General features: G+C 71.6%; 20 protein-coding genes. 11 read left to right on the top strand and 9 right to left on the bottom strand.

Annotated elements, in window-relative coordinates; all coding sequences use genetic code 11:
* Positions 1-39 precede the first annotated feature (39 nt).
* Positions 40-1,017 (top strand): DMT family transporter, encoded by a 978-nt coding sequence (locus QE416_RS03195; RefSeq protein WP_307313429.1) that lies wholly within the window; start codon positions 40-42, stop codon positions 1,015-1,017.
* On the opposite strand, the gene QE416_RS03190 is transcribed toward QE416_RS03195, so the two are convergent.
* From QE416_RS03190 to QE416_RS03180, 3 genes are read right to left on the bottom strand one after another with little or no spacing between them, the layout of a single operon-like run.
* A complete protein-coding gene (locus tag QE416_RS03190) occupies positions 965-1,225 on the bottom strand; it encodes a hypothetical protein (protein ID WP_307313427.1) in 261 nt (86 codons plus the stop codon). The two genes, QE416_RS03195 and QE416_RS03190, sit on opposite strands and share 53 nt — an antisense overlap.
* Positions 1,222-2,193 carry a WxL protein peptidoglycan domain-containing protein gene (locus tag QE416_RS03185; RefSeq protein WP_307313425.1) on the bottom strand — a complete coding sequence of 324 codons (972 nt, stop codon included), beginning with the start codon at positions 2,191-2,193 and terminating at the stop codon, positions 1,222-1,224. Before QE416_RS03185 ends, QE416_RS03190 begins: the two co-directional genes overlap by 4 nt.
* A gap of 44 nt (positions 2,194-2,237) precedes the next feature.
* A complete protein-coding gene (locus QE416_RS03180) occupies positions 2,238-2,846 on the bottom strand; it encodes a hypothetical protein (protein WP_267788303.1) in 609 nt (202 codons plus the stop codon).
* Between the two features lie 451 nt (positions 2,847-3,297).
* On the opposite strand from QE416_RS03180, the gene QE416_RS03175 reads away from it, so the two are divergent.
* The 6 genes from QE416_RS03175 to QE416_RS03150 all read left to right on the top strand — a co-directional run bounded on the left by QE416_RS03175 (position 3,298) and on the right by QE416_RS03150 (position 12,270).
* On the top strand, positions 3,298-4,944 hold the full coding sequence (locus QE416_RS03175) for a PA14 domain-containing protein (protein WP_307313423.1): 1,647 nt from the start codon (positions 3,298-3,300) through the stop codon (positions 4,942-4,944).
* 82 nt (positions 4,945-5,026) lie between these two features.
* Positions 5,027-6,646, top strand: coding sequence for a family 16 glycoside hydrolase (locus tag QE416_RS03170; protein WP_307317846.1), 1,620 nt, complete (start codon positions 5,027-5,029; stop codon positions 6,644-6,646).
* 72 nt (positions 6,647-6,718) lie between these two features.
* Positions 6,719-8,872: an MMPL family transporter gene (locus QE416_RS03165; RefSeq protein WP_307313422.1), complete on the top strand. Its 2,154-nt coding sequence runs from the start codon at positions 6,719-6,721 to the stop codon at positions 8,870-8,872.
* Between the two features lie 105 nt (positions 8,873-8,977).
* On the top strand, positions 8,978-10,027 hold the full coding sequence (locus tag QE416_RS03160; protein WP_307313420.1) for a biotin/lipoate A/B protein ligase family protein: 1,050 nt from the start codon (positions 8,978-8,980) through the stop codon (positions 10,025-10,027).
* Positions 10,006-10,971, top strand: a complete 966-nt coding sequence (locus tag QE416_RS03155; RefSeq protein WP_307313418.1) for a site-specific DNA-methyltransferase — start codon at positions 10,006-10,008, stop codon at positions 10,969-10,971. Before QE416_RS03160 ends, QE416_RS03155 begins: the two co-directional genes overlap by 22 nt.
* A 315-nt stretch (positions 10,972-11,286) precedes the next feature.
* Positions 11,287-12,270 (top strand): LLM class F420-dependent oxidoreductase, encoded by a 984-nt coding sequence (locus tag QE416_RS03150; protein WP_307313417.1) that lies wholly within the window; start codon positions 11,287-11,289, stop codon positions 12,268-12,270.
* Positions 12,271-12,394: 124 nt separating this feature from the next.
* Here QE416_RS03150 and QE416_RS03145 read toward each other — a convergent pair whose 3' ends face one another.
* The 3 genes from QE416_RS03145 to galT form a co-directional block, all read right to left on the bottom strand.
* The gene (locus QE416_RS03145) at positions 12,395-13,855 is read right to left on the bottom strand and encodes a carboxylesterase/lipase family protein (protein ID WP_307313415.1); all 1,461 of its coding nucleotides are present in this window, start codon (positions 13,853-13,855) and stop codon (positions 12,395-12,397) included.
* A gap of 280 nt (positions 13,856-14,135) precedes the next feature.
* The gene (gene galK, locus QE416_RS03140) at positions 14,136-15,299 is read right to left on the bottom strand and encodes a galactokinase (RefSeq protein WP_307313414.1); all 1,164 of its coding nucleotides are present in this window, start codon (positions 15,297-15,299) and stop codon (positions 14,136-14,138) included.
* Positions 15,296-16,387, bottom strand: a complete 1,092-nt coding sequence (gene galT, locus QE416_RS03135) for a galactose-1-phosphate uridylyltransferase (RefSeq protein WP_307317844.1) — start codon at positions 16,385-16,387, stop codon at positions 15,296-15,298. The genes galK and galT overlap by 4 nt, the downstream gene beginning before the upstream one ends.
* Before the next feature lie 132 nt (positions 16,388-16,519).
* Here galT and QE416_RS03130 point away from each other — a divergent pair, with 132 nt between their 5' ends.
* The 3 genes from QE416_RS03130 to QE416_RS03120 are packed head-to-tail and all read left to right on the top strand — an operon-like array spanning position 16,520 to position 18,176.
* Complete coding sequence (locus tag QE416_RS03130; RefSeq protein ID WP_307313413.1) at positions 16,520-17,485, top strand: LacI family DNA-binding transcriptional regulator; 966 nt, start codon at positions 16,520-16,522, stop codon at positions 17,483-17,485.
* 47 nt (positions 17,486-17,532) lie between these two features.
* Positions 17,533-17,796 (top strand): hypothetical protein, encoded by a 264-nt coding sequence (locus tag QE416_RS03125; protein ID WP_307313410.1) that lies wholly within the window; start codon positions 17,533-17,535, stop codon positions 17,794-17,796.
* On the top strand, positions 17,793-18,176 hold the full coding sequence (locus QE416_RS03120; protein ID WP_307313408.1) for a PIN domain-containing protein: 384 nt from the start codon (positions 17,793-17,795) through the stop codon (positions 18,174-18,176). Before QE416_RS03125 ends, QE416_RS03120 begins: the two co-directional genes overlap by 4 nt.
* 120 nt (positions 18,177-18,296) lie before the next feature.
* Here QE416_RS03120 and QE416_RS03115 read toward each other — a convergent pair whose 3' ends face one another.
* Positions 18,297-19,550 (bottom strand): MFS transporter, encoded by a 1,254-nt coding sequence (locus QE416_RS03115; protein ID WP_307313407.1) that lies wholly within the window; start codon positions 19,548-19,550, stop codon positions 18,297-18,299.
* A gap of 66 nt (positions 19,551-19,616) precedes the next feature.
* On the opposite strand from QE416_RS03115, the gene QE416_RS03110 reads away from it, so the two are divergent.
* Positions 19,617-20,177 (top strand): CGNR zinc finger domain-containing protein, encoded by a 561-nt coding sequence (locus tag QE416_RS03110; protein ID WP_307313406.1) that lies wholly within the window; start codon positions 19,617-19,619, stop codon positions 20,175-20,177.
* A gap of 13 nt (positions 20,178-20,190) precedes the next feature.
* Here the strand turns inward: QE416_RS03110 and QE416_RS03105 are convergent, their stop codons facing one another.
* Both QE416_RS03105 and QE416_RS03100 read right to left on the bottom strand, forming a co-directional pair.
* Positions 20,191-20,631 (bottom strand): cupin domain-containing protein, encoded by a 441-nt coding sequence (locus QE416_RS03105; protein ID WP_267788287.1) that lies wholly within the window; start codon positions 20,629-20,631, stop codon positions 20,191-20,193.
* Positions 20,628-21,197, bottom strand: coding sequence for a pyridoxamine 5'-phosphate oxidase family protein (locus tag QE416_RS03100; RefSeq protein ID WP_307313404.1), 570 nt, complete (start codon positions 21,195-21,197; stop codon positions 20,628-20,630). Before QE416_RS03100 ends, QE416_RS03105 begins: the two co-directional genes overlap by 4 nt.
* Positions 21,198-21,357 lie beyond the last annotated feature (160 nt).

Here is a 21,357-nt window from a genome sequence, read left to right as displayed (position 1 = left end):
CCCGTTGTTCTTCCGCGTCGCCCGCGTCACGGTGGGGGCATGCCCCGCCGCGTCCCGGAACTCGTCGTCGACCTCCTCCTCGTCGTGGTCGCCGCGGTCTGGGGCGCCAGCTTCCTCGCCGCGAAGGAGTTGGTGTCCGAGACCGGCGTCGCCTCCGGCGTGGCTCTTCGCTTTCTCGTGGCCGCGATCGCCCTCGGCATCCTGTGTCTGGCGAGACGGGAACGGATGCCGCGCGGCCGAGGTCTCGCGATCGCCGCTGTGCTCGGGTGCTCGCAGGCGGCGATCATCGGGCTCGAGACCGCGGGCGTGCACCTGACCTCGGCGACCAACGCCGGGCTCCTCATCAGTCTCGCCCTCGTCTTCACCCCGGTGCTGGAGAGCGTCGCCGCACGCTCGTGGCTCCCGCGGTCGTACTTCGTCGCAGCGGTCGCCGCGGTGGTCGGCGTCGCCCTGCTCGTCTCGGGAGGGGGCCTCCGCACGCCCAACCTGGGCGACGTGCTCGTCATCGCCGCGGCGGTCGTCCGCGCCGTCCACGTCACCGCCAGCGGGCACCTCACCCGTGGCCGACACGACAGCACCCTCGCCGTCGTGTTCGTGCAGCTGCTCGTGTGCGCCCTCGCCTCGTCGGCCGTGGCCGGTGCCGACCTGCCGCGTGCGGCCGCCGGGCTCTCGGCATCCGGATGGATCGACGTGCTCTTCCTCGGGCTGCTGTGCTCGGTGTTCGCCTTCGTGGTGCAGCTGTGGGCGGTGCGGCGCACCTCGGCGACCCGCGCGAGCATCCTGATGGGCACCGAGCCCGTGTGGGCGCTCGCCGTGGGCGTCGCCATCGGCGGCGAGGCGGTCGGCGCCCCCGGGCTGATCGGTGCCGCGCTGATCATCGCCGCGTCGTACGCGGGACAGGCGATCGAACGACGGCACCGCCGCTCGCGCGAGGCGGCGCAGGGTGGTGCCGTCGTCGGGCCGATCAGCTCCGCGCGGGTCCCGGTCGACGCCACCGCGCCCACGCCGTCGCCGTGAGACCCGCTCCGACCAGTGCGACCGCGAGGAGGACCGACGCGATCTCGCCACCGGTCAGGGGCAGGCCGCCCCCGGGGGATCCGGGACCCGCGCCGGGCGGTGGGGAGCAGTCGACCGTGCAGGTGGCGCTCGGCAGAGGGGTGATCTCGACGGTGATGCCGACGCCGTCGTCGGCGACGGCCGCGGGGAACAAGAGCGTGTCGCTCATGAGACCTCCACCGCCTCGCGCCGACCCTCTTCACGGGCGCGCGCCACGAGGTCGTCGAGACGGCGGCGGGAACGGCGACGCCCGGACGCGGCGGCTGCGACGATGAGGGCGAGCCCGACCGCGGCGGCGAGGTGCAGCCACGGCATCGCCCAGACGGTGACGCTCTGCGTCACGGGCGTCGCGGCGAGCATCGAGTCGGGCACCGCGGCATCCACCGTCACGTCCTTCGTCAGCAGGAAGAGCGGCCACGCGGGCTGGGGCTCGGTTCGCACGTCCCGCGATTCGCCGGGCAGCAGCACACCGCGTTCCGTCGTCGTCGACTCCACCGCGTCGGCCACGGCGAGAGCGGTGTTCCCGGTGTTCTCCGCCGTGTACGCGTAGGTGATCGACCCCGGCGCGAAAAGGTTCCACGACGGCGTGTATTCCGCGCGGACCTCGCCGACGCCCACCGCGGGGGCGAGCTCGCCCGTCACACGGGTCGAGACGCGGAAGCCGACGCGGCTGTCCACTCCCACTTTCGTGCCGTCCGCTCCCGCGGAGGTGGAGCGAACGGATGCCGAGACCCCGGCCGCGTGATCGCCCGGGGTGGCGTTCGGTGGCACGACGATCTCGAACGAGACGACGCGCGTCTCGCGGGGAGCGAGCGTGACCGACGGTTCGATCGTGATCCAGGTGCCCGCATCGACCGAGGTGCGATCGGCCGGGAGCATCGTGAAGCGCCCGGTCTCGGTGTAGTAGCCGTCCGCCGCGTCGAGGGCGAAGGTCGCCTCGCTCTCGCTGAAGTTCTTCACGGCGAGATGCTCGGTGACGCGCTGGCCCGGATCGATCTCGACCTGCATGACCCGTCGACCGTCCGCTCCCTCGGCCGAGGCCGGGGTGACCGACCAGGTGACCGAGCCGGCGGTGTCGTCCGCCAGGACGGGAGGGGCCGCGGCGATCGCGGCCGCGGCCACGATGAGCCCGGCCACCGTGGCGGACCCTCCGCGTGAGAGCGCCGCCCTCATCGCGGCGCTCACCCCTCGAGCAGGGTCAGCGTGATGGTCGCCGAGTAGGCGCCGGGCGCGACGGTCGCCGGCGTCTGCAGCACGAGGCCGGCGGAGGCCGAGTACGCCCCACCCGCGGCGGCGGCGGAGTTGTCGGCGTTGGCGAGCAGTTCGGCGTCGACGAAGCCGCCGATGCCCGGGTCGACGGGGTCGCCGGGTGCGACGAGCGCGGAGTCGCCCGCGACGATGGTGGGATACCAGCCGAAGCTGTCGGCCGACGAGATCGCGGGCTGGCCGGCGTCGCCGGCGAAGTCGCTGATGGCGCCCATGACGTACCAGTACGCCTCCGGGTCGACATTCTCGGGAAGGCGGGTGTCGGTGACGGTGACCGTCGGCAGCGTGCCCGTGAAGGTGCGGTCGGTGCCCGACGCCTCTCCCTCGGTGAGGGTGGTGGCATCGTCGGCGACGGTCAGGGCCAGGACGCCGGGCTCGGCCGCGGGGGCGATCTCGACCTGCACGTCGACGGTGTCCTCATCGGCGGCGAAGGCGCTGCCGCCGCCCGCGGCTGCCAGGATGCCGACGCCGAGAGCGGCGACTCCGATGCGGGCCGTCAGGCCGCGACGCGAGGTGGGGGACATGGGTGCTCCGTTCTTCCACCGCGAGGCGGTGGAGTCGTCGGCGGGCGCCGGCGGGTGGTCGGGACGACCGGCGTCCCGCCGGTCGGTGAACGAGGGGCCGTCGTTTCGGGCGGGCGCGGCGGACTCCGGGGAGCCTCGTGGCGGCGCTGTCACGGGTCGGTTCTGCGGGTTCGTTGTGACAGTAGTGCGGCTTACGTGCGGCGTCAAGCAAAAGATGACTGGCGTTTGGAAGCTCTCTGAGATGCGCTTTTCCGGGGCAAATCGAGGCCGCGGTGGGCAGGAGCCCTTCCGTGAGCGGGACTGCGGGGGTCAATTCCAGCAGTTGTTAACGATATTTAGTCAAGTTTTGTAGACGTACCGGCAAAAGACTTCTACAGTGACCACGGTCGAGGGCGACCTGTGCGATCCGAGCGGTCGACGCCGTCCCCGCCGCTGATCCGAAGGAGCAATGATGCCCGTACCCGCTGTCTTGTCCGGCCCCCGCCGGCGCAGCACCCGCGTCGCGAGAACCCTCGTGGCCGGTCTCCTGGGCGGAGCACTCGTGGCCACAGGAGCGATCCTGCCCGCCGGTGCCGCCGTCGCCCCCGCCGTCAACACCCCGGCGGACCTGCCCAAGCAAGAACCGGGTGTGACGCTTCGCACCTACTCCACCCCGCCCCTCACCGAGCTCTGCACGCTCAAATCGGGACAGACCCCCAACGTCGACAAGCTCATGTCGACGATCGACTGGAGCACCGACGAGCAGTTCGGTGCGGGTGACAACTTCATCACGCACGCCCTGGCCAATCTCACCGTCAGCACCCCCGGCTCGTATACCTTCCGTCTGACGAGCGACGACGGTTCGCGCCTCACTCTCGACGGCACGCAGCTGATCGACAACGACGGCCTCCACGGAGCGGAATCGGTCGAGGGCACCGTCACGCTCGACGTGGGCGTCCACGACCTCTTCGTGGAGATGTCCGAGGCCACCAACGGTCAGCAGCTCACGGTCGAGTGGAAGACCCCGGGCTCGTCGAGCTTCACCGTCATCCCGAACGACGTCCTCAGCACCGAGGCGGGCGTCGTGCGCGTCACCGCCCCCGGGACGAAGTACTGCGAGGGCAGCACCGACTCCGCCGGAGACGGTCTGCGCCTGGATGCCGTGAATCCCGACTACACGCTGGTGAACCTGCGCCCCGAGGGCTTCAACCCCAAGGTCTCGGGGCTGGCCTTCCTCGGCAACGGCGACCTCGCGGTGCTGACCACCGGCTCGGTCAACTCCGGTGGCTGGGACACCTCCACCCCCGGCAAGGTCTTCGTGCTCAAGGGCGCCCAGGCGGCCGACGGCCCCGAGGACGTCACCGTCGTCGAGGCGGCCGGCGGTCTGCTCAACCCCATGGGCATCGACGTCATCGACGACAAGATCTACGTCTCGGAGCGCTACCAGCTCACGGAGCTCAGCGACGCGAACGGCGACGGCTCGTACGAGACGAAGCGCAAGGTCGCGGAGTACCCCTCGGGCAACAACTTCCACGAGTTCGCCTTCGGTCTGATCCACGACGAGGACAACTTCTACGTCAACCTCTCCGTCGCGATCGACAACGGCGGAGCCACGACCAACCCGCAGCCCGCGAAGAACCGCGGCACCTCCGTGAAGATCGACCGCGCCACCGGAGCGATCAGCTACGTGGCCGGGGGTCTGCGCACCCCCAACCGGCGTCGCCTTCGGTCCCGAGAACGAGCTCTTCGCGATGGACAACCAGGGTGCCTGGCTGCCGGCGAACAAGCTCGTCAACATCAAGCAGGACCGCTTCTTCAACCACTACACGAACCCCGCCGGTCCCTTCGACACCAACCCGGTGACCCCGCCGGTGGTGTGGATCCCGCAGAACGAGATCGGCAACTCCCCGAGCACGCCCATCATGCTGAAGGATGGCCCCTTCGCCGGCCAGATGATGTTCGGCGACGTCACCTACGGCGGCCTGCAGCGCGCCTTCCTCGAGAAGGTCGACGGCGAGTTCCAGGGAGCGGTCTTCCGCCACTCCGCGGGCTTCGAGGTCGGCGTGAACCGCGTCATCGAGGGTCCCGACAAATCGCTCTACATCGGCGGCACGGGTGAGGGCGGCAACTGGGGCGAGGCGGGCAAGCTCACCTACGGTCTGCAGAAGCTCGTCCCGAACTCCACGCAGGACACCTTCGACATGAAATCGATGAAGGTCGTCGAGGGTGGGTTCGAGATCGAGTACACCCAGCCCCTGTCCGACGAGACGGTGGCGAACCTTGCCTCGGCGTACCGCGCCGAGCAGTGGCGCTACCTGCCGACCTCCACCTACGGCGGTCCCAAGATCGACGAGGAGATCCTCTCGCTGACCAGCGCCACGGCATCCGCCGACCGCAAGACGGTCACGGTCGCGTTCGACGGCCTCAAGCAGGGGCGCGTCGTGCACCTGCGCTCGCCGCAGCCCTTCGCCGCAGCCAGCGGTGACAAGCTGTGGAGCACCGAGGCCTGGTACACGCTCAACTCGCTGCCGGGCTACGTCTCGCCGGCCGACCAGGGATGGTACGAGGCCGAGGCGGCCCGCCTGATCGGCGGCGCCAAGTTCGACGCCGAGCACAGCGGCTACTCGGGCGCCGGTTTCGCCGGCGGCATGTGGCAGGCCGGCTCCGCGTTCGAGTTCACGGTGAACGCCGAGAACGCGGGCACCGTTCCGGTCAACGTGCGCTACTCCAACGGCCCCAACCCGGCCCCCGGTTCCAAGGACGTGAACCTCTACGTCAACGGGCAGAATCTCGGCCGGTGGGACTTCCCCTCCACGGGTGACTGGAAGACCTGGGCCACGATCACGCGGGACATGCCGTTGGTCGCCGGGGCGAATACGATCGCGCTGAAGTACGACTCGGGCAACAAGGGCAACATCAACGTCGACGTCCTGTCGATCGGCACCGCCGACATCTGCGCTCCGGCGCAGGTCGAGGACGGGTACCGCTCGCTGTTCGACGGCACGCTCGAGAGCCTGAACGCCGGTTGGCGCATGGCGGGCCCCGGGGGCTTCGGTCGTCAGAACGACTGCAGCATCCGCGGCGAGGGCGGCATGGGGCTGCTCTGGCACAAGGCGCAGGAGCTGAACGAGTACAGCCTCAAGCTGGACTGGAAGCTCATCGCCGACCACAACGGTGGCGTCTTCGTCGGCTTCCCCGACCCGCAGAACGACCCCTGGATCGCGGTGAACCAGGGCTACGAGATCCAGATCGACGCCTCCGACGCCGCCGACCGCACCACCGGTGCGATCTACACCTTCCAGGGTGCGGATGCCGCGGCGGTCGAGGCTTCGCTCAAGCCGGTCGGGTCGTGGAACGCGTACGAGATCGTCGTGAAGGGGCAGAGCATCAAGATCTTCCTCAACGGCACGCTGGTGAACGATTTCACCAGCACCGATCCCGCGCGCGACCTGTCGCAGGGCTTCATCGGCCTGCAGAACCACGGCGGCGGCGAAGCGGTGTCGTACCGCAACGTCCGTGTCATGGAGATCGACGAGCCGGCACCTCTCGCGGTGACGGCCTCGGCCGAAGTCCGTTGCATGGCGAAGAAGGCGACGCTGACGGTGCGCGCCACCAACACCGACACGGTGCCGGTCGACGTGACCCTCGAGACGGCGTGGGGCGAACGGGTCATCCCCGCCGTCCAGCCCGGGAAGACGGTGTTCCACACCTTCACCACCCGTGCCGTGTCGGTCCCCGCCGGTGAAGCGACGGTGTCCGCGACCGGCGACGGTCGCACCGGCGAGGCCACGGCCTCGTACGCGGCCAAGAGCTGCGGCTGATCCCCCCCCGGCGCCCTCGGTGGCGGACTCGCGTCCGTCGCCGAGGGCGCTCCCCCTGTCCCAGAGGTCCCCATGCTCTCCTCCCTCGGCCGCCGCGTCAGCCGGCATCGCCTGATCGTCCTTCTCGCGTGGGCCCTGCTCGTGGTCGTCGGCGGCGCCCTCGCGGGTGACGTTTTCGACCGCACCGTCTCGGTCGCCGACGCCCCCGCCGGCAGCGAGTCGCTGGGCGCGAGCGAGCGCCTCGACGCCCTCGATCCCGAGGGCGAGATCGTCACCGCCGTCGTCCGCGGTGCGGACTTCTTCTCCCCGACGCTGCGCGACAGCGCGACCGCGGTGATGTCGTCGATCCGCGCCGTGCCCGGGGTGGCCGAGGCCACCGACGCCTACACGGCCGGCGGGGCGATCGGCGACGACGGGCGTTCGTCGCTGGTCGTCGTCGAACTCGCGCGGGGCCTCACCGGCGACGAGGCCGTCGCCACGGCATCCGCTGTCTCCGGCCTGCTCAAGGGGATCGCCGCCCCCGAGGTGCTCGTCGGCGGCCCCCTCCTGGCCGAAGAGGCCTTCGTCGACCGCGCCACCGCCGACGCGGCCCTCGGCGAGAGCGTCGCGATCCTCGTCCTCGTCGTGTTGCTCACCGTCGCGCTCGGGTCGTTGCGCATCGCGCTCGTCCCCGTGGTCGCCGCCCTCGCGGCGATCGCACCGACCCTCGCGATCCTGGGCCTTCTCGCCCGCGTCGTCGACGTCAACGAGTTCGCGGTCAACGTCGTCACGATCCTCGGCCTCGGTCTCGCGGTCGACTACAGCCTGCTGGTGGTGCTGCGCCTGCGCGAGGAGCGTGCGGCCGACCCCGCCGTCCCCCTCGACGACCTGATCGCCCGTACCGTCTCGGGCGCCGGTCGGGCGGTGCTCGTGTCGGGTCTCGCCGTGACGGTGGCCCTTCTGGGCATCCTGGTGCTCGGCGACCCGTTGCTGTCGGGCATGGCGCTGGGCGGGGCCGTGGTCGTGGTCGTGGTGACCCTCGCGGGTCTCACCCTCGTCCCCGCGGCGCTCTCGCTCCTGCACCGCGCCCTCCCTTCCGCCGGAGCGCGCACCTGGGCACGCCCCTGGGGCGGTCGCACCGCGCGCGAGGGGGTGCTCGCCCGTTCCACGCGCCTCGCGCAGCGGCGCCCGGGCCTCGTCTCCGTCGCCGCCGCGGCCCTGCTGATGCTGCTCGCCGCCCCCGTGGCATCCCTCGCCCTCGACGACTCCGACATCCGGTCCCTTCCCGCGGACGCCGAGGAGCGACGGGCGTACGAGGCGACGACGACCGGCTTCACCGGGATCGGGATCGAGCCCGTCACGGTCGTGCTCGACGGATCGATCCAGGATGCCGCCGTCACCGGCGTCCTCGATCGGATCGCCGCCCTGCCCGAGGTCGCCGACGCCGACGTGGTGCAGCAGCTGCCGCCCGAGGTCACCGCGGTCGCCTTCACCCCGACGGGCGACAGCGCGACGGGGCCGGCGGCGCAGAGCCTCGTCGAAGCGGTGCGCGAGCTCGACTCCCCGGTCCCCCTCGAGGTCACGGGGCCCGCCGCCTTCCTCATCGACACACGTGATCACCTGGCCTCGCGCCTGCCGTGGGCGCTCGCGATCGTCGCCGCCGCGAGCTTCGCGCTGCTGTTCGCCCTCACCCGCTCGGTCGTCGTTCCGGTGAAGTCCCTCGTGCTGGCGGGTCTCACCGTGGCCTCGACCCTGGGAGTGCTCACCGCGATCTTCGGGTGGGGGTGGGGAGCGCCCTTGCTCGGGTTCGAGCCGACGGGCGCGCTCGATGTGACCACGCCCCTGCTCATCGGGCTCCTGGCCTTCGGGTTGACCATGGACTACGAGGTGTTCCTGCTGGCCCGCATCACCGAACGCTGGCGTTCGCGCGATCTTCTCGTCGACCCGCGCTCCGCGAACGCCGAGGCCGTTCGCCACGGCATCACGCGCACGGGTCCGGTGGTGACGCTGGCCGCCGCGGCGATCTGCCTCGTCTTCCTCGGCTTCGCGTTCGGCGAGCTGGTCGCGATGAAAGAGATCGGGGTCGGGATGATCGTGGCCGTCGTCCTCGACGTCACCGTCGTGCGCGGGCTGTTGCTGCCCGCCGTGATGACGCTCCTCGGGCGCGCCAACTGGTGGCCGGGTACGCGACCGGCCGTCCCCGCCCCGACCGCGCCGCTTCCGACCCTCGAGACCGCCTCCCGCTGACATGTCGGCGTCGAGTCGACACCGTCTCGTCGGCGGGATGCCGTCTCGCGTTCCCCGCGGTCCCGGTCCGCCGCGCGCGCGGTCACACCGCCGTAGGCTGGAGTCATGCACGGCGAGTACAAGGTCCCCGGGGGAAAACTGGTCGTCGTCGACCTCGAAGAGCGCGAGGGTCGCATCCACGGCTTCCACCTCGCGGGCGACTTCTTCCTCGAGCCCGACGACGCCCTCGACGACATCGACGCCGCCGTGAACGGCCTGCCGGTGGAGTCCGACGTCCCCACGATCGCCGCGGCGATCCGCGCGGCCCTTCCCGAGGGGGCGCAGCTGCTCGGATTCACCCCCGAGTCGGTGGCGACCGCGATCCGCCGCGCGCTGGTGACCGCCCCCGGCTGGGCCGACTTCGAGTGGGAGGTCGTGCACGACCAGCCCGTCTCGCCCCGCATGAACCTCGCCCTCGACGAGGTGCTCACCACCCGCGTGGGCGCGGGGCTGCGCAAGCCCACGCTGCGCCTGTGGGAGTGGGACGAGAGCGCCGTCGTCATCGGCTCGTTCCAGTCCCTGCGCAACGAGGTCGACCCGGCCGGTGCCGAGAAGCACGGCTTCGACATCGTCCGCCGCATCTCGGGCGGTGGCGCGATGATGATGGCCGCGAACTCGATCGTGACCTACTCGCTGTACGTGCCGGCATCCCTCGTCGCCGGTATGACCTTCGCCGACTCGTACGCCTTCCTCGACGACTGGGTGCTGCAGGCGCTCCGCTCACTGGGCATCGACGCGGTGTACCAGCCGCTCAACGACATCGCGGGCCCCCACGGCAAGATCGGCGGCGCCGCCCAGAAGCGCCTCGCCAACGGCGGGGTCCTGCACCACGCGACCCTCAGCTACGACATGGACGGCCAGGTGCTCACCGAGGTGCTGCGAATCGGCCGCGAGAAGCTCAGCGACAAGGGCACTGTCTCGGCCGCCAAGCGCGTCGACCCGCTGCGCAGCCAGACGGGCCTTGCCCGCGCCGAGGTCATCGAGCGTTTCATCCAGACCTTCACGACCCTGTACGGGGCGACCACCGGGCACATCAGCGACGAGGAGTACGCCGAGGCCCGGGCTCTCGTCGACTCCAAGTTCGCCACCGACGCGTGGCTGCAGCGCGTCCCGTGAGCGCCGACGACCTCACCGACGCGCCCGCACCGGGCGGCGTCGAGATCCACCACGCCGACAACCTCAGCATCACCCCGGCCTATGCCGACGGCTCTTTCGCGCTCGTGTACCTCGACCCGCCGTTCAACACGGGGCGCACGCGCTCGAAGGCGGTCGAGTCGGCGACGCGTAAGGCCCCGGTCGAAGAGGCCCCGGATGCCGAGCGGCTCGAGCCCATGGCATCCGATCCCAACATGCTCGAATTCCCCGCCGAGGAAGAGCCGCCGCCGCCGGTCGTGCAGCGCGGCTTCCACGGCCGCGAGTACGCGCGCCTGCGCGGCGACCTGCGCACCTACGACGACCGCTTCGACGACTACTGGGGCTTCCTCGAGCCGCGGCTCGTCGAGGCGTGGCGGTTGCTCGCCGACGACGGCACCCTGTACCTGCACCTCGACTACCGCGAGGTGCACTACGCCAAGGTCATGTGCGATGCGCTGTTCGGGCGCGACAAGTTCCTCAACGAGCTGATCTGGGCGTACGACTACGGCGCGAAGACCAAGCGTCGTTGGCCCACCAAGCACGAGACGATCCTGGTCTACGTGAAGAACCCGGCGAAGTACTTCTTCGACTCGGATGCCGTGGACCGCGAGCCGTACATGGCCCCGGGTCTCGTTACCGCCGAGAAGGCCGCGCGCGGCAAGATGCCCACCGACGTGTGGTGGCACACGATCGTGCCGACCACGGGTCGCGAGAAGACCGGGTACCCGACGCAGAAACCCGAGGGCGTGCTGCGTCGTATGGTGCAGGCGTCGTCGCGCCCCGGCGACAGGGTGCTCGACATGTTCGCCGGCAGCGGCACGCTCGGCGCCGTCGCCGCGCCGCTCGGGCGTCACTCGGTGCTGATCGACGACAACGCCGATGCGGTGGCCGTGATGCACAAGCGCCTGGAGCCGTACGCGAGCTGAGGCCCCGTCGCCCGCGGCTCGCTCGTGGAGTCGGTGATTCGCGCAACTTCAGTCGCGGTGGCTGTTGTGGGGGTGAGGTTGTGCGTATCGCGGAGGTGAGGCGCGCCCGCGCCGTGGTGCGCGTCGTGGCCCGTGGTCGCTCGCGGCTTGCTCGTGGAGTCGGTGATTCGCGCAACTTCAGTTGCGGTGGCCGTTGTGGGGCTGAGGTTGTGCGTATCGCGGAGGTGAGGGGCGCACGCGCCGCATTCAGGCCCGCCGCGGCGGGTTCGGGCTCGACCGGTGCCCGATGTCGGTGCCCCCGCCTAGGGTGAGCCCATGGACTTCGGCATCTTCGTTCCCCAGGGCTGGCGCTTCGACCTCGTGGGGATCGACCCCGCCGAGCACTGGCGCGTGATGAATTCCCTCGCGCAGAGCGCCGACGACGGCCCCTGGGCCTCGCTCTGGGTCTACGACCACTTCCACACCACGCCGGTCCCCAGTGCCGAGGCCACGCACGAGGCCTGGACGCTCATGGCCGCCTTCGCCGCCGCCACCGACCGCGTCCGCCTCGGTCAGATGTGCACCTGCATGGGGTACCGCAACCCGGCGTACCTCGCGAAGGTCGCGGCGACCGTCGACGCGATCTCGGGCGGCCGTACCGAGATGGGCATCGGCGGCGGCTGGTACGAGCACGAATGGAAGGCCTACGGGTACGGTTTCCCGCCCATCGCCGAGCGCCTCGGACGCCTGCGCGAGGGCGTCGAGATCATGCACCAGGCGTGGACCACGGGCGAGGCGACTCTGTCGGGCACGTACTACGAGGTCGACGGAGCGATCGTCCAGCCCCAGCCCCTCCAGCCGGGCGGCGTCCCGCTCTGGATCGCCGGCGGCGGCGAGAAGGTCACGTTGAAGATCGCGGCGAAGTACGCCTCGTACACGAACTTCGGCGGCTCGCTCGAAGAGTTCGACCACAAGTCCGAGGTGCTGCGCGGGCATTGCGAGGCCCTCGGCCGCGACGCGTCCGAGATCACCCGGTCGACGAACTTCAACACGATCGTGGCCGAGACCGAGGCCGAGGCATCCGACCGCCTGGCCGCGGTCGTCGCGCGCCTGCGCCCGCACGTGGGCGACGAGCGGGCGGATGCCATCGAGGCCGACTACCGCTCGTCCGACGCCTTCGGCACCCCGGAGCAGATCGTCGAACGCCTGCGCGAGCGCGCCGACCACGGCCTCGGTTACGCGATCCACTACTTCCCCGAGGCCGCCTACGACACCTCGGGCATCTCGCTCTTCGAGCGCGAGGTCATGCCGCATCTCTGACCCCCCGGCGTCGGAGCGGCCCTCCGTGGCCGCAACGGATTCGGGTAAGTGCAGCGGTGAGCCCGCGGCATCCGATTCTGGTGCGCGTCTCCAATTGTGCGGCGCGCCCACCCACGCTGAGCGCTCAGACCAGCGGGGCGACCTCGGCGTAGGCGTCGGGTTCGACGGCGGGGGCGGATGCCGGGGCACCGAACACCCGTGCCCGCCGGGTCTCGACATCCCAGGCCGGCCACCCCGGGTCGTGGTCCCGCGCGAACGAGACCGCCGCCCCGTGCATGAGCGCGGCCAGGTCGGGCGGAGGGGTGCCCGCGATCGTGGCGACTCCGTCGGCGTCGAGGTGGTCGAACCAGAACGGGACGTCGAGGCAGTGGCACGCGACGCCGATGGTCGGCACGGGCGACGCCCACGCGAAGCGATACACCCAGGTCGGGGCCGTACCGCGCGCCCGAGCCGTCTCGAGCACGGTCGAGCGGATGACGCGGTCGGTGAAGAAGCCGCCGAGCACGGCCGCGGTTCCGCGTCTCCGGGTGCGCTCGAGGTAGGCGCGTCGTCGCGTGCGCCGCAGACCGAGCATGGCCAGGGCGAGCGGAACCGGGACCACCCGGAGCGCGCCGGCGTAGCGCGCGGTGAGCGCCGTGAACTCGTCGTCGGTCGACCCGATCACCAGCGGTATGTCGGCGCAGGCGCCGTCGGAGAGAGCGTCGAGCGGATGCCGGGGCAGCACGTCGCCGTCGATGACCGGCCCGAGCGGCAGACCGTCGTCGAGCAGGGTCGCCAGCGACGTGACTGCCCGGGCGAGGTGCGGGGCGAGGGCGCTCCTCTGCGCCGCGAGGACGCGCTCTTCGGTCACGGAGGCGAAGCCCCGGCGGTCGGGGCGGACCCCCGCTCTGTCGGCGACACGAGCGGCGAAGCGCTCCGCCGAGGCGAGCGTCACCGCGCCGATCGCGGGCGAGATCGCCATCGCCCCCGAGAAGAGACCGGTTGCCGCGGGACTCGTCATCAGCGCCAGCACCGACCCGCCGCCGGCCGACTGACCCGCCACCGTGACCCGGGCCGGGTCGCCGCCGAAGCTGCGGATCTCGTCGCGCACCCACTCGAGGGCGGCGATCTGGTCGCGCAGACCCCGGTTGGTGGGGGCGCCGTCGATGAGCCCGAACCCGTCGAAGCCGATGCGGTACGAGATCACCACCGTGATCACCCCGTCGCGCGCGAAGGCGTCGCCGTCGTACCAGCGGCTCGCGGGGGATCCCGAGGTGAAGCCACCGCCGTGGATCCACACGAGCAACGGGAGGGCGGCATCCCGGTCCCGGTCCGCCGGAGCGAACACGTTGACGTTCAGTGTCGCCTCTCCCGGGACGCTTGGCTCGGGGATGAGGGTGATGCCCATGTCGCCCCGCTGCGCGGTCGGTCCGAAGACGGTGGCGTCGCGCTCGCCCTCCCACGCGTCGATCGGCACAGGAGCGGCGAAGCGCAGCGCTCCGACGGGAGCCTGAGCGAACGGGATGCCGAGGAACACGGCGGTGGTGCCGCGCCGGAAGCCGCGGACAGTGCCCTTCGAGGTGTGAACGAGCGCAGCGGCATCCATGTCTTCATCCTGCCCTCGCGCAGCGGTGGTGCTCCACCCGCGCAGCGCGCCAGCGCGACGGTTCGCCGGCGGGGGCCGTCCGTCGTAATCCGTTGCGTCCCCGACCGGGTGGTGCCGGTGCCTGGCGAACCTTCGACCCACGCAGAAACGCGATCCGCGCGCAGAAACGCGAGCAGAGCGCGTTTTTGCGTGCGAATCGCGTTTCTGCGTGAGGGGTCCGGGTGGGGTGGGGCCCGTCGCGTGCGCAGCAGCCGGCGTCGTGGCCGAAACCGCCGGAGGGTCAGGCGTCGCGGCGCGCGCCCTCGGAGGCCGTCACCGTGAAGATGTTCGGAGCACGGAAGCCGGATGCCGTGAACGCGGCGCGCAGCGCGGCGGTCGCCGCCGGAACGAGCCCGGTGGGGATCAGTGCGATCGCCGCTCCGCCGAAGCCGCCGCCGGTCATGCGCGCCCCCAGCGCCCCCGAGGAGAGTGTCGTCTCGACGGCCAGGTCGAGCTCGGGGACAGAGATCTCGAAGTCGTCGCGCATCGAGACGTGCGAGGCGACGAGCAGGTCGCCAATCGCGGTGGGGCCGTCGGCGTCGAGAGCGGCCACGGTGTCGAGCACGCGCTGGTTCTCGGTGATGACGTGGCGGACGCGGCGGAAGGTCACGTCGTCGAGGATCTCCTCGGCGCGCGGCAGGTCGTCGACGGTGAGGTTGCGCAGCGATCCGACGCCGAACGCCGCCGCTCCCCGCTCACACGCCTCGCGACGCTCGCGATAGCCGCCGGTGGAGTGGGCGTGCTCGACGAGGGTGTCGGTCACGAGGATCGAGAGCCCCGCGTCGGCGAAGCCGAGGGCCACGGCGCGCGTCTCGAGGCTGCGGCAGTCGAGGAAGGTCGCGGCATCCGCCACGCCCAGCATCGAGGCCATCTGGTCCATGATCCCGGTGGGGGCGCCCACGGCGTCGTTCTCGGCGACGCGGCCGACGCGAGCGAGGGCGACCTTGTCGAGACCGGCCGTCCACACGTCGTTCAGGGCGGAGGCCACGGCCCCCTCGATCGCGGCCGAAGACGACAGGCCCGCGCCCACCGGCACGTCAGAGGCCAGAGCGATGTCGAGGCCGCGGGCCGCGGCATCCGGAGCCTCCCGCAGCAGCGCCCAGGCCACACCGAGCGGGTAGCCCGCCCAGTCGAGGCCACCGCCGGCGATGCGCGCATCGAGGTCGGCGAGCGAGACCTCCACGGCGTCGGGAGCGAAGGTCGAGCGCACGCGGATCACGTCGTCGTCGCGCAGGGCGACGGCGGCCGCGGTGCGCTGGGCGATCGCGAAGGGGAAGACGAAGCCCTCGTTGTAGTCGGTGTGCTCGCCGATGAGGTTGGCGCGGCCGGGGGCCGACCACACTCCGACCTCGGCGGCGTCGGTCAGCGTGGTGAGCAGGGCGCGGGCGTCGTCGACGGCGGTCATGCCGTCACCTCCGGAACGGTGTCGATGGCGGCGCGCAGGCGTTCGGCCTGCGACTCGGGGGTCACGTCGCCGATCCAGGCACCCATGGCGGCCTCGGATCCGGCGAGGTACTTCAGCTTGTCGGCGGCGCGCCGGGGCGACGTGATCTGCAGGTTGAGGCGCACGGCCTCGCGTCCGCGTCCCACCGGCGCCTGGTGCCAGGCCGCGATGTAGGGCGTGGGGGTGTCGTACAGCGCGTCGATGCCGCGGAGCAGCCGCAGGTAGAAGGGGGCGAGCTCGTCGCGCTCGGCGTCGGTCGTCTCGGCGAGGTCGGCCAGGTGGCGGTGCGGCAGCACGTGCACCTCGATGGGCCAGCGGGCGGCGAAGGGCACGTACGCCGTCCAGTGTTCTCCGCGCAGCACGACGCGCTCACCGGCCTGCTCGAACTCCAGGATGCGTGCGAACAGGTCGTCGGAGGTGCGCGAGATCGTGTCGAGCAGGCGGTGCGTGCGCGGGGTCACGTACGGGTAGGCGTAGATCTGGCCGTGCGGGTGGGGGAGGGTGACGCCGATCTCCTGCCCGCGGTTCTCGAAGGGGAACACCTGGCGGATGCCGGGCAGAGCCGACAGCGCCGCGGTGCGATCGGCCCAGGCCTCGATCACGGTGCGGGCGCGGGTGCGCGAGAGCGAACCGAACGAGCCCTCGTGCTGGGGGCTGAAGCACACGACCTCGCAGCGGCCGACCGAGGTGCGGGTGCGGCCGAGACCCAGGTGTTCGAGGTCGTCGTCACTGCGGGGCGGGTCGACGGCCGCGGGGGCATCGCCGATCGCGGTGTCGAGGGCGGGGCCGAACGAGGGCGACTTGTTCTCGAAGACCGCGACGTCGTAGAGCGAGGGGATCTCGGACGGGTTGGTGGGCGTCTGCGGCGAGAGGGGGTCGAGGTGCGCGGGCGGCAGGAACGCGCGGTTCTGCCGATTGGATGCCACGGTGATCCAGTCGCCGGTGAGGACGTCCTGCCGCATGGTGGCGGTGGCGGGCCGGGGGTCGAGCGTGCGGGCGTCGACCGAGCGCTCGGCGCCGAGAGCCGTGCCGGGGTCGTCGAAGTACATCAGTTCGCGACCGTCGGCGAGACGCGTCGAGCGCTTGATCACGCCTGCGCTGAGGGTCTGCGCGGAGGGGGTGTCCGTGTTCACGATAACACGCTACATCTGGGGCGTGATATCGTCAACATAGGGGGAGCGATGCGCGTATCCATGGCCGATGTGGCCGCGAAGGCCGGGGTCTCGGCGCAGACGGTGTCGCGCGTGGTCAACGGCAGCCCCCGCGTCGATCCCGCCACCCGAGCCCGGGTCGAAAAGGCCATGGCCGACCTCGGCTACCGCATGCACCGTGCGGCGCGCGCGCTGCGCACGGGCCAGACCTCCACGATCGGACTCGTCGTGTCGACCCTCGCCTCGGTCGGCAACTCGCGCATGCTGCAGGCCATCTCCGAGGCCGCCGCCGCTCGCGACTACGCCCTCGCCGTCGTGACCGTCGGTGAACGCGGCATCCACGAGGCTTTCGCCCGACTCCGCTCCCAGGGCGTCGACGGCGCCGTCGTGCTGAACGAGGCGACCGAACTCGCGCGCGATGCCGCACCCCCCGCCGACCTGCACCTCGTGGTCGTCGACTCCCCGCCCGACGAGCGCTTCTCGATCGTGCAGACCGACCACTCCGGGGGAGCGCGTGCGGCCACCGCGCACCTGCTCTCGCTCGGGCACGCGAGCGTGCACCACGTCGCCGGTCCCGCCCGCTCCTTCGCCGCCGCCGAACGCGAGCGCGGCTGGCGCGACGCCCTCGCCGACGCCGGGGTGGCCGCTCCCGCACCCGTTCGGGGCGACTGGACCTCGGCATCCGGGCATCGCGCGGCAGCGCATCTCGGCGACGCCACCGCCGTCTTCGTCGCCAATGACCAGATGGCGCTCGGCGTTCTGCGCGCTTTCGCCGACGCGGGTCGGGGCATCCCCTCCAATGTCGCCGTGGTGGGCTTCGACGACATCGTGGATGCCGCGGAGTTCCGCCCCCCGCTGAGCACGGTGCGCCAGGACTTCGACGCCCTCGGCGGTCGCGCCGTGGCCGCTCTCGTCGCAGCGATCGAGGGGGGAGCCCCCGTCGTCGAGACGGTGCCCGCGGCCCTCGTGGTGCGTGCGAGCAGCGGGAGCAGGTGACGAGTCAGAGGTGGTACACCTCATTTCCTCGGTGGTACACTGACCGCATGCCGACCACCCGACCGCGCACGCAAGTGACGCACACGCGAGCGGTCGAACAGGCCCTGGAGATCGCGCGCTCTCGATGGCCCGACGAGTCGCCCAGCGCTCTGCTCATGCACCTGGTCGTGCGGGGTGGGCAGGCGATCCAGGATGAGCAGTCGCAGCGTGCGATCGATCGTCGCGCCGCGGTGGACGCGGCGGTCCAGCGATTGGCGGGGATCTATCCCGATGGGTATCTCCACGAGCTCCGCGGGGACTGGCCCGAGTGATCGTTCTCGATGCCGGAGTCGTCATCGCCCTATTCAGCCCCGACGATGCTCACCACGACCGGGCGAAGGCTCTCTTCGCCCGACAGGCGGGGCCCTTCCTCCTGCATTCGCTGACCGTCGCGGAGACCCTCGTCGCCGCCGCGCGTGTCGAGCGGGAGGGGGAGTTGTGGGACGCCCTGCGCAGCCTCGGGGCAGAGGTGGCGGCGATGGGGCCCGATGAGCCCCTGCTGCTGGCGCGATTGCGTGCCACGCACGCATTGAATATGCCCGACACGTGCGTTCTCGCGGTGGCGGTGCACCTGCGTGTCCCCCTCGCCACCTTCGATACGCGACTGGGCGCCGTGGCCGACGAGATGTCGCTCTTGTTCTCCGTCGACTGACCCGGCGCAGATCCCCTCGTCTTGCTCGGCGCGCCTGGCCCTCTGTCCGTTGCGGGGCGAGGACGCACTCCCGGATGCCGCGGAGCCCGTGATCGCGACGCCGTGAGGCGCTGCCGTCGGTCAACCCAGAGCGATGCTCGCGGTGGTGCGGACGGTGCGAAGCGGCGAGGCCGCCACCCACACGACGGTGAGGGCCACCCCGACGCAGCCCGCGGCGATCCCGGCTCGAGTGCCCAGCGCTTCGCCGACGAGGCCGCCGAGGCCCGCACCGATCGCGACGACGCCGTACGAGATCCACCGTACGGTCGCGTTGACCCGCCCGAGCAGGAGGTCGGGCGTTCGCAGCTGCCGCAGGGTGAGGGCCACCACGCTCGAGAGCGAGGTGCCCGCGCCGTTGACCGCGAACACGCCCACGAGCACGCAGACGATCACGGGCGTCGACCACGCGGCATCCACGAACGGTAGGGCGCCGAGCACGAGGCTCTCCGCCCCCGCGCAGGCGATGAGCACCGGTCCGACGCCGAAGCGCCGCACGCTCGCGGGGGCGGCCGCAGCGCCCACCACGGCTCCCACCGCGCCGAGGCTGAAGACGAGGCCGAGATGCCCCGCCGTCAGGCCGAGCTCGCGAACGGCGTGCACGAGGAGCAGCACGGTGATCCACTGGGCGAACAGGTTGTAGATCGCCGAGAAGCCCACGAGCGAGACCAGGTAGCGGTCGCGTCGCACGAAGCTCAGTCCCTCTCGCAGTTCCGCGAGGGCGCCGCGCCGCTCGCGGAGGGGGTCGGGCTCCCCGGCGCGGATGCCGATGAGCGCGACGGCCGAGACGGCGTAGGTGACGGCCTGCGAGAGGAGGGCCCACGGGGCGGTGAGGGTCTGCACGAGCCACCCGCCCAGACCCGGCCCGCCGACCTGTGCGGCCGAGGCCGTCGCCTGTAACCGGCCGTTCGCCGCCTCGAGTCGGTCGCGGGCGGCGACCGTGGGCAGGAACGATTGGTAGGCCACCTCGAAGGCGACGGTGAAGGCCCCGATCACGAAGATGAGCCCGAGCAGCACGGGAAGGGTCAGAGAGCCGCTCACGGCAACGGCGACGAGCACGATGATGAGGGCTGCTCGAGCGGCATCGGTGGCGATGAGGACGGGTCGCCGCCGCCGGCGATCGACGATGACACCGAGGGGGAGCGCGAGCAGAAGGAACGGCAGCCACCGGGCGACCCCCACCAGTCCGGCCTCCGCCGCCGTCGCGTGCAGCACCACCACGGCCAGCAGGGGAACGGCGAGGTCGCCGATCTGGCTGCCCACGGCCGAGGTCGTCTGCGCCAACCAGAAGCGGTCGAAGTCGCGACCCAGACGTTTACTAACGCGTGTTTCCGTCATCACCCATTAACAATGTCGGTCGCGAAGTAACGCGTCAACAGTTTTTCGCGCATTAGGCTGTCGGGTATGGGCGCGACGACGTTTCCGCGGGTCGGGGGCCACCCGGCCTTCGACCTGGTCGACACGGTGCACTGGCGACTCGACGACGCCCGCGCGATCGACACGCTGCCGGACTTCGGGGCGGTGCTCGAATGGTGCACCGAGATCGGGCTGATCGCCGATCCGGGCATCGTCCGCGCGACACCCCGAACGGCCGCGGCGGAGCACGCCGCGATCATCGCGCTGCGCGAAGCCGTCTACGAGGCCGTCTTCGAGGACTCTCCGGATGCCGTGGCCCTCATCGCCCGTGAGCACGTCGACGCTCTGCGCCGTTCAAGCCTGGAGCGCGGCGACGACCGGTGGCAGTGGCATCCGCCCGCCGATGTGACCGGTCCGCGCGCGGCCATCGCCCTCCTCGCCCACGACCTGCTGACCTCCGATCTACGCGCGGCGCGCCAGTGCGGCGACGATGCGTGCGGCTGGGTGTACCTCGACACCTCCCCCCGGCACAACCGCATCTGGTGCACCGCCGCCGGCTGCGGCAACCGCAACCGCGTCAAGCGCCACCACGCGAGATCGCGCGCCTGAGGCGAGACCGCCGTCAGGCCTCGGCGCCCCACGGCATCGGCCGCTCGGGATCGCGAGAGCTGTCGTCGGGCAGGGGCGGAAGAGCCTCGCCACCCGCGCGGATGCACAGCCACCGCAGCTCGCTGTCGCCGCCCGGGGTCGCGCGCCAGGTGCGCCAGACGTTCTGCCCGACCCGCACGACGCTGCCGGGACCGACGTCGACCACGTCGTCGTCGAGGCCCATCTGGCCGCGCCCCTCGAGGAAGACGTACAGTTCCTCGACCCGGGTGTGCGTGTGCCAGTAACCGGCCTCTTCTCCGGGCAGCAGAGCGTTCGCCGTCATCCCGATGAACTGCATGGTCAGCTCCTGGTCGACGACGCGCCGCCCGTCGCGGGAGCGCGCCGGGGCGAACCCCCCGAAGTGGTCGCGCCAGTCGTCCAGCCCGCCGATCTCGGTGACCTCGTAGTCGCTCATCGGTTCTCGCTTTCGTTCGCGGGTTCGGTCAGCCGCCAGCCCTCGGCGGTGCGCCGGTAGATCGTGCGCAGGTGCCGGCGGTCGGGGGAGCCCTGCCAGAACTCGACCCGGTCGGGGACGAGTCGCCAGAGCACCCACCCGCCCGGCTCGATCCCGTCGCGGGCGGCGGCGGACCGGGCGGCGAGGTCGGCCGCGCTCTCTTCGGCCGAGGCTTCGACCACTCGCCCGCGCACGCGCACGGCTCGCAGCACCGCCGGCCACCAGAAGTTCAGCGCCGCGGCGGGCTGGGTGGCGAGTTGCGCACCCTTGGCGGAGGCGCGCGGACCGGCGAAGGCCCACCCCTGCGGCCCCAGATCCTTGAGGATCAGCGTGCGGGCGTCCGGGATGCCGTCGGCATCGACCGTCGCGAGGGTGGCGCCGTGCGCCTCGGCGACGCCGGCGTCCACGGCCTGCCGGATCCACCGTTCGAACAGGGCCTCCGGTGCGACGGGGAGGGCCTCGGCATCCTGCTCGGGGGGAGTCCCGGTGAGGGAGGGGATCGACCGGAGCCACGCAGCCATCGTCATGCCCCCATCCTGCTCCTCCCGGGCACGCGCCTCTCCCGCGTGAGGCTCCAAGAACCGCCGCTTTCGGCGCTCCGGACGCGACAAAGGCGGCGCCTCACGCGAGAGCAGGCACGAAAGGCGCGACGAGGACAGGGGATGCCACGAGAACAGGCCGATCCGC

The organism is Microbacterium sp. SORGH_AS_0421, assembly GCF_030818635.1.
Lineage (GTDB): Bacteria > Actinomycetota > Actinomycetes > Actinomycetales > Microbacteriaceae > Microbacterium.
This window is presented reverse-complemented; position numbering and strand designations above follow the sequence as displayed.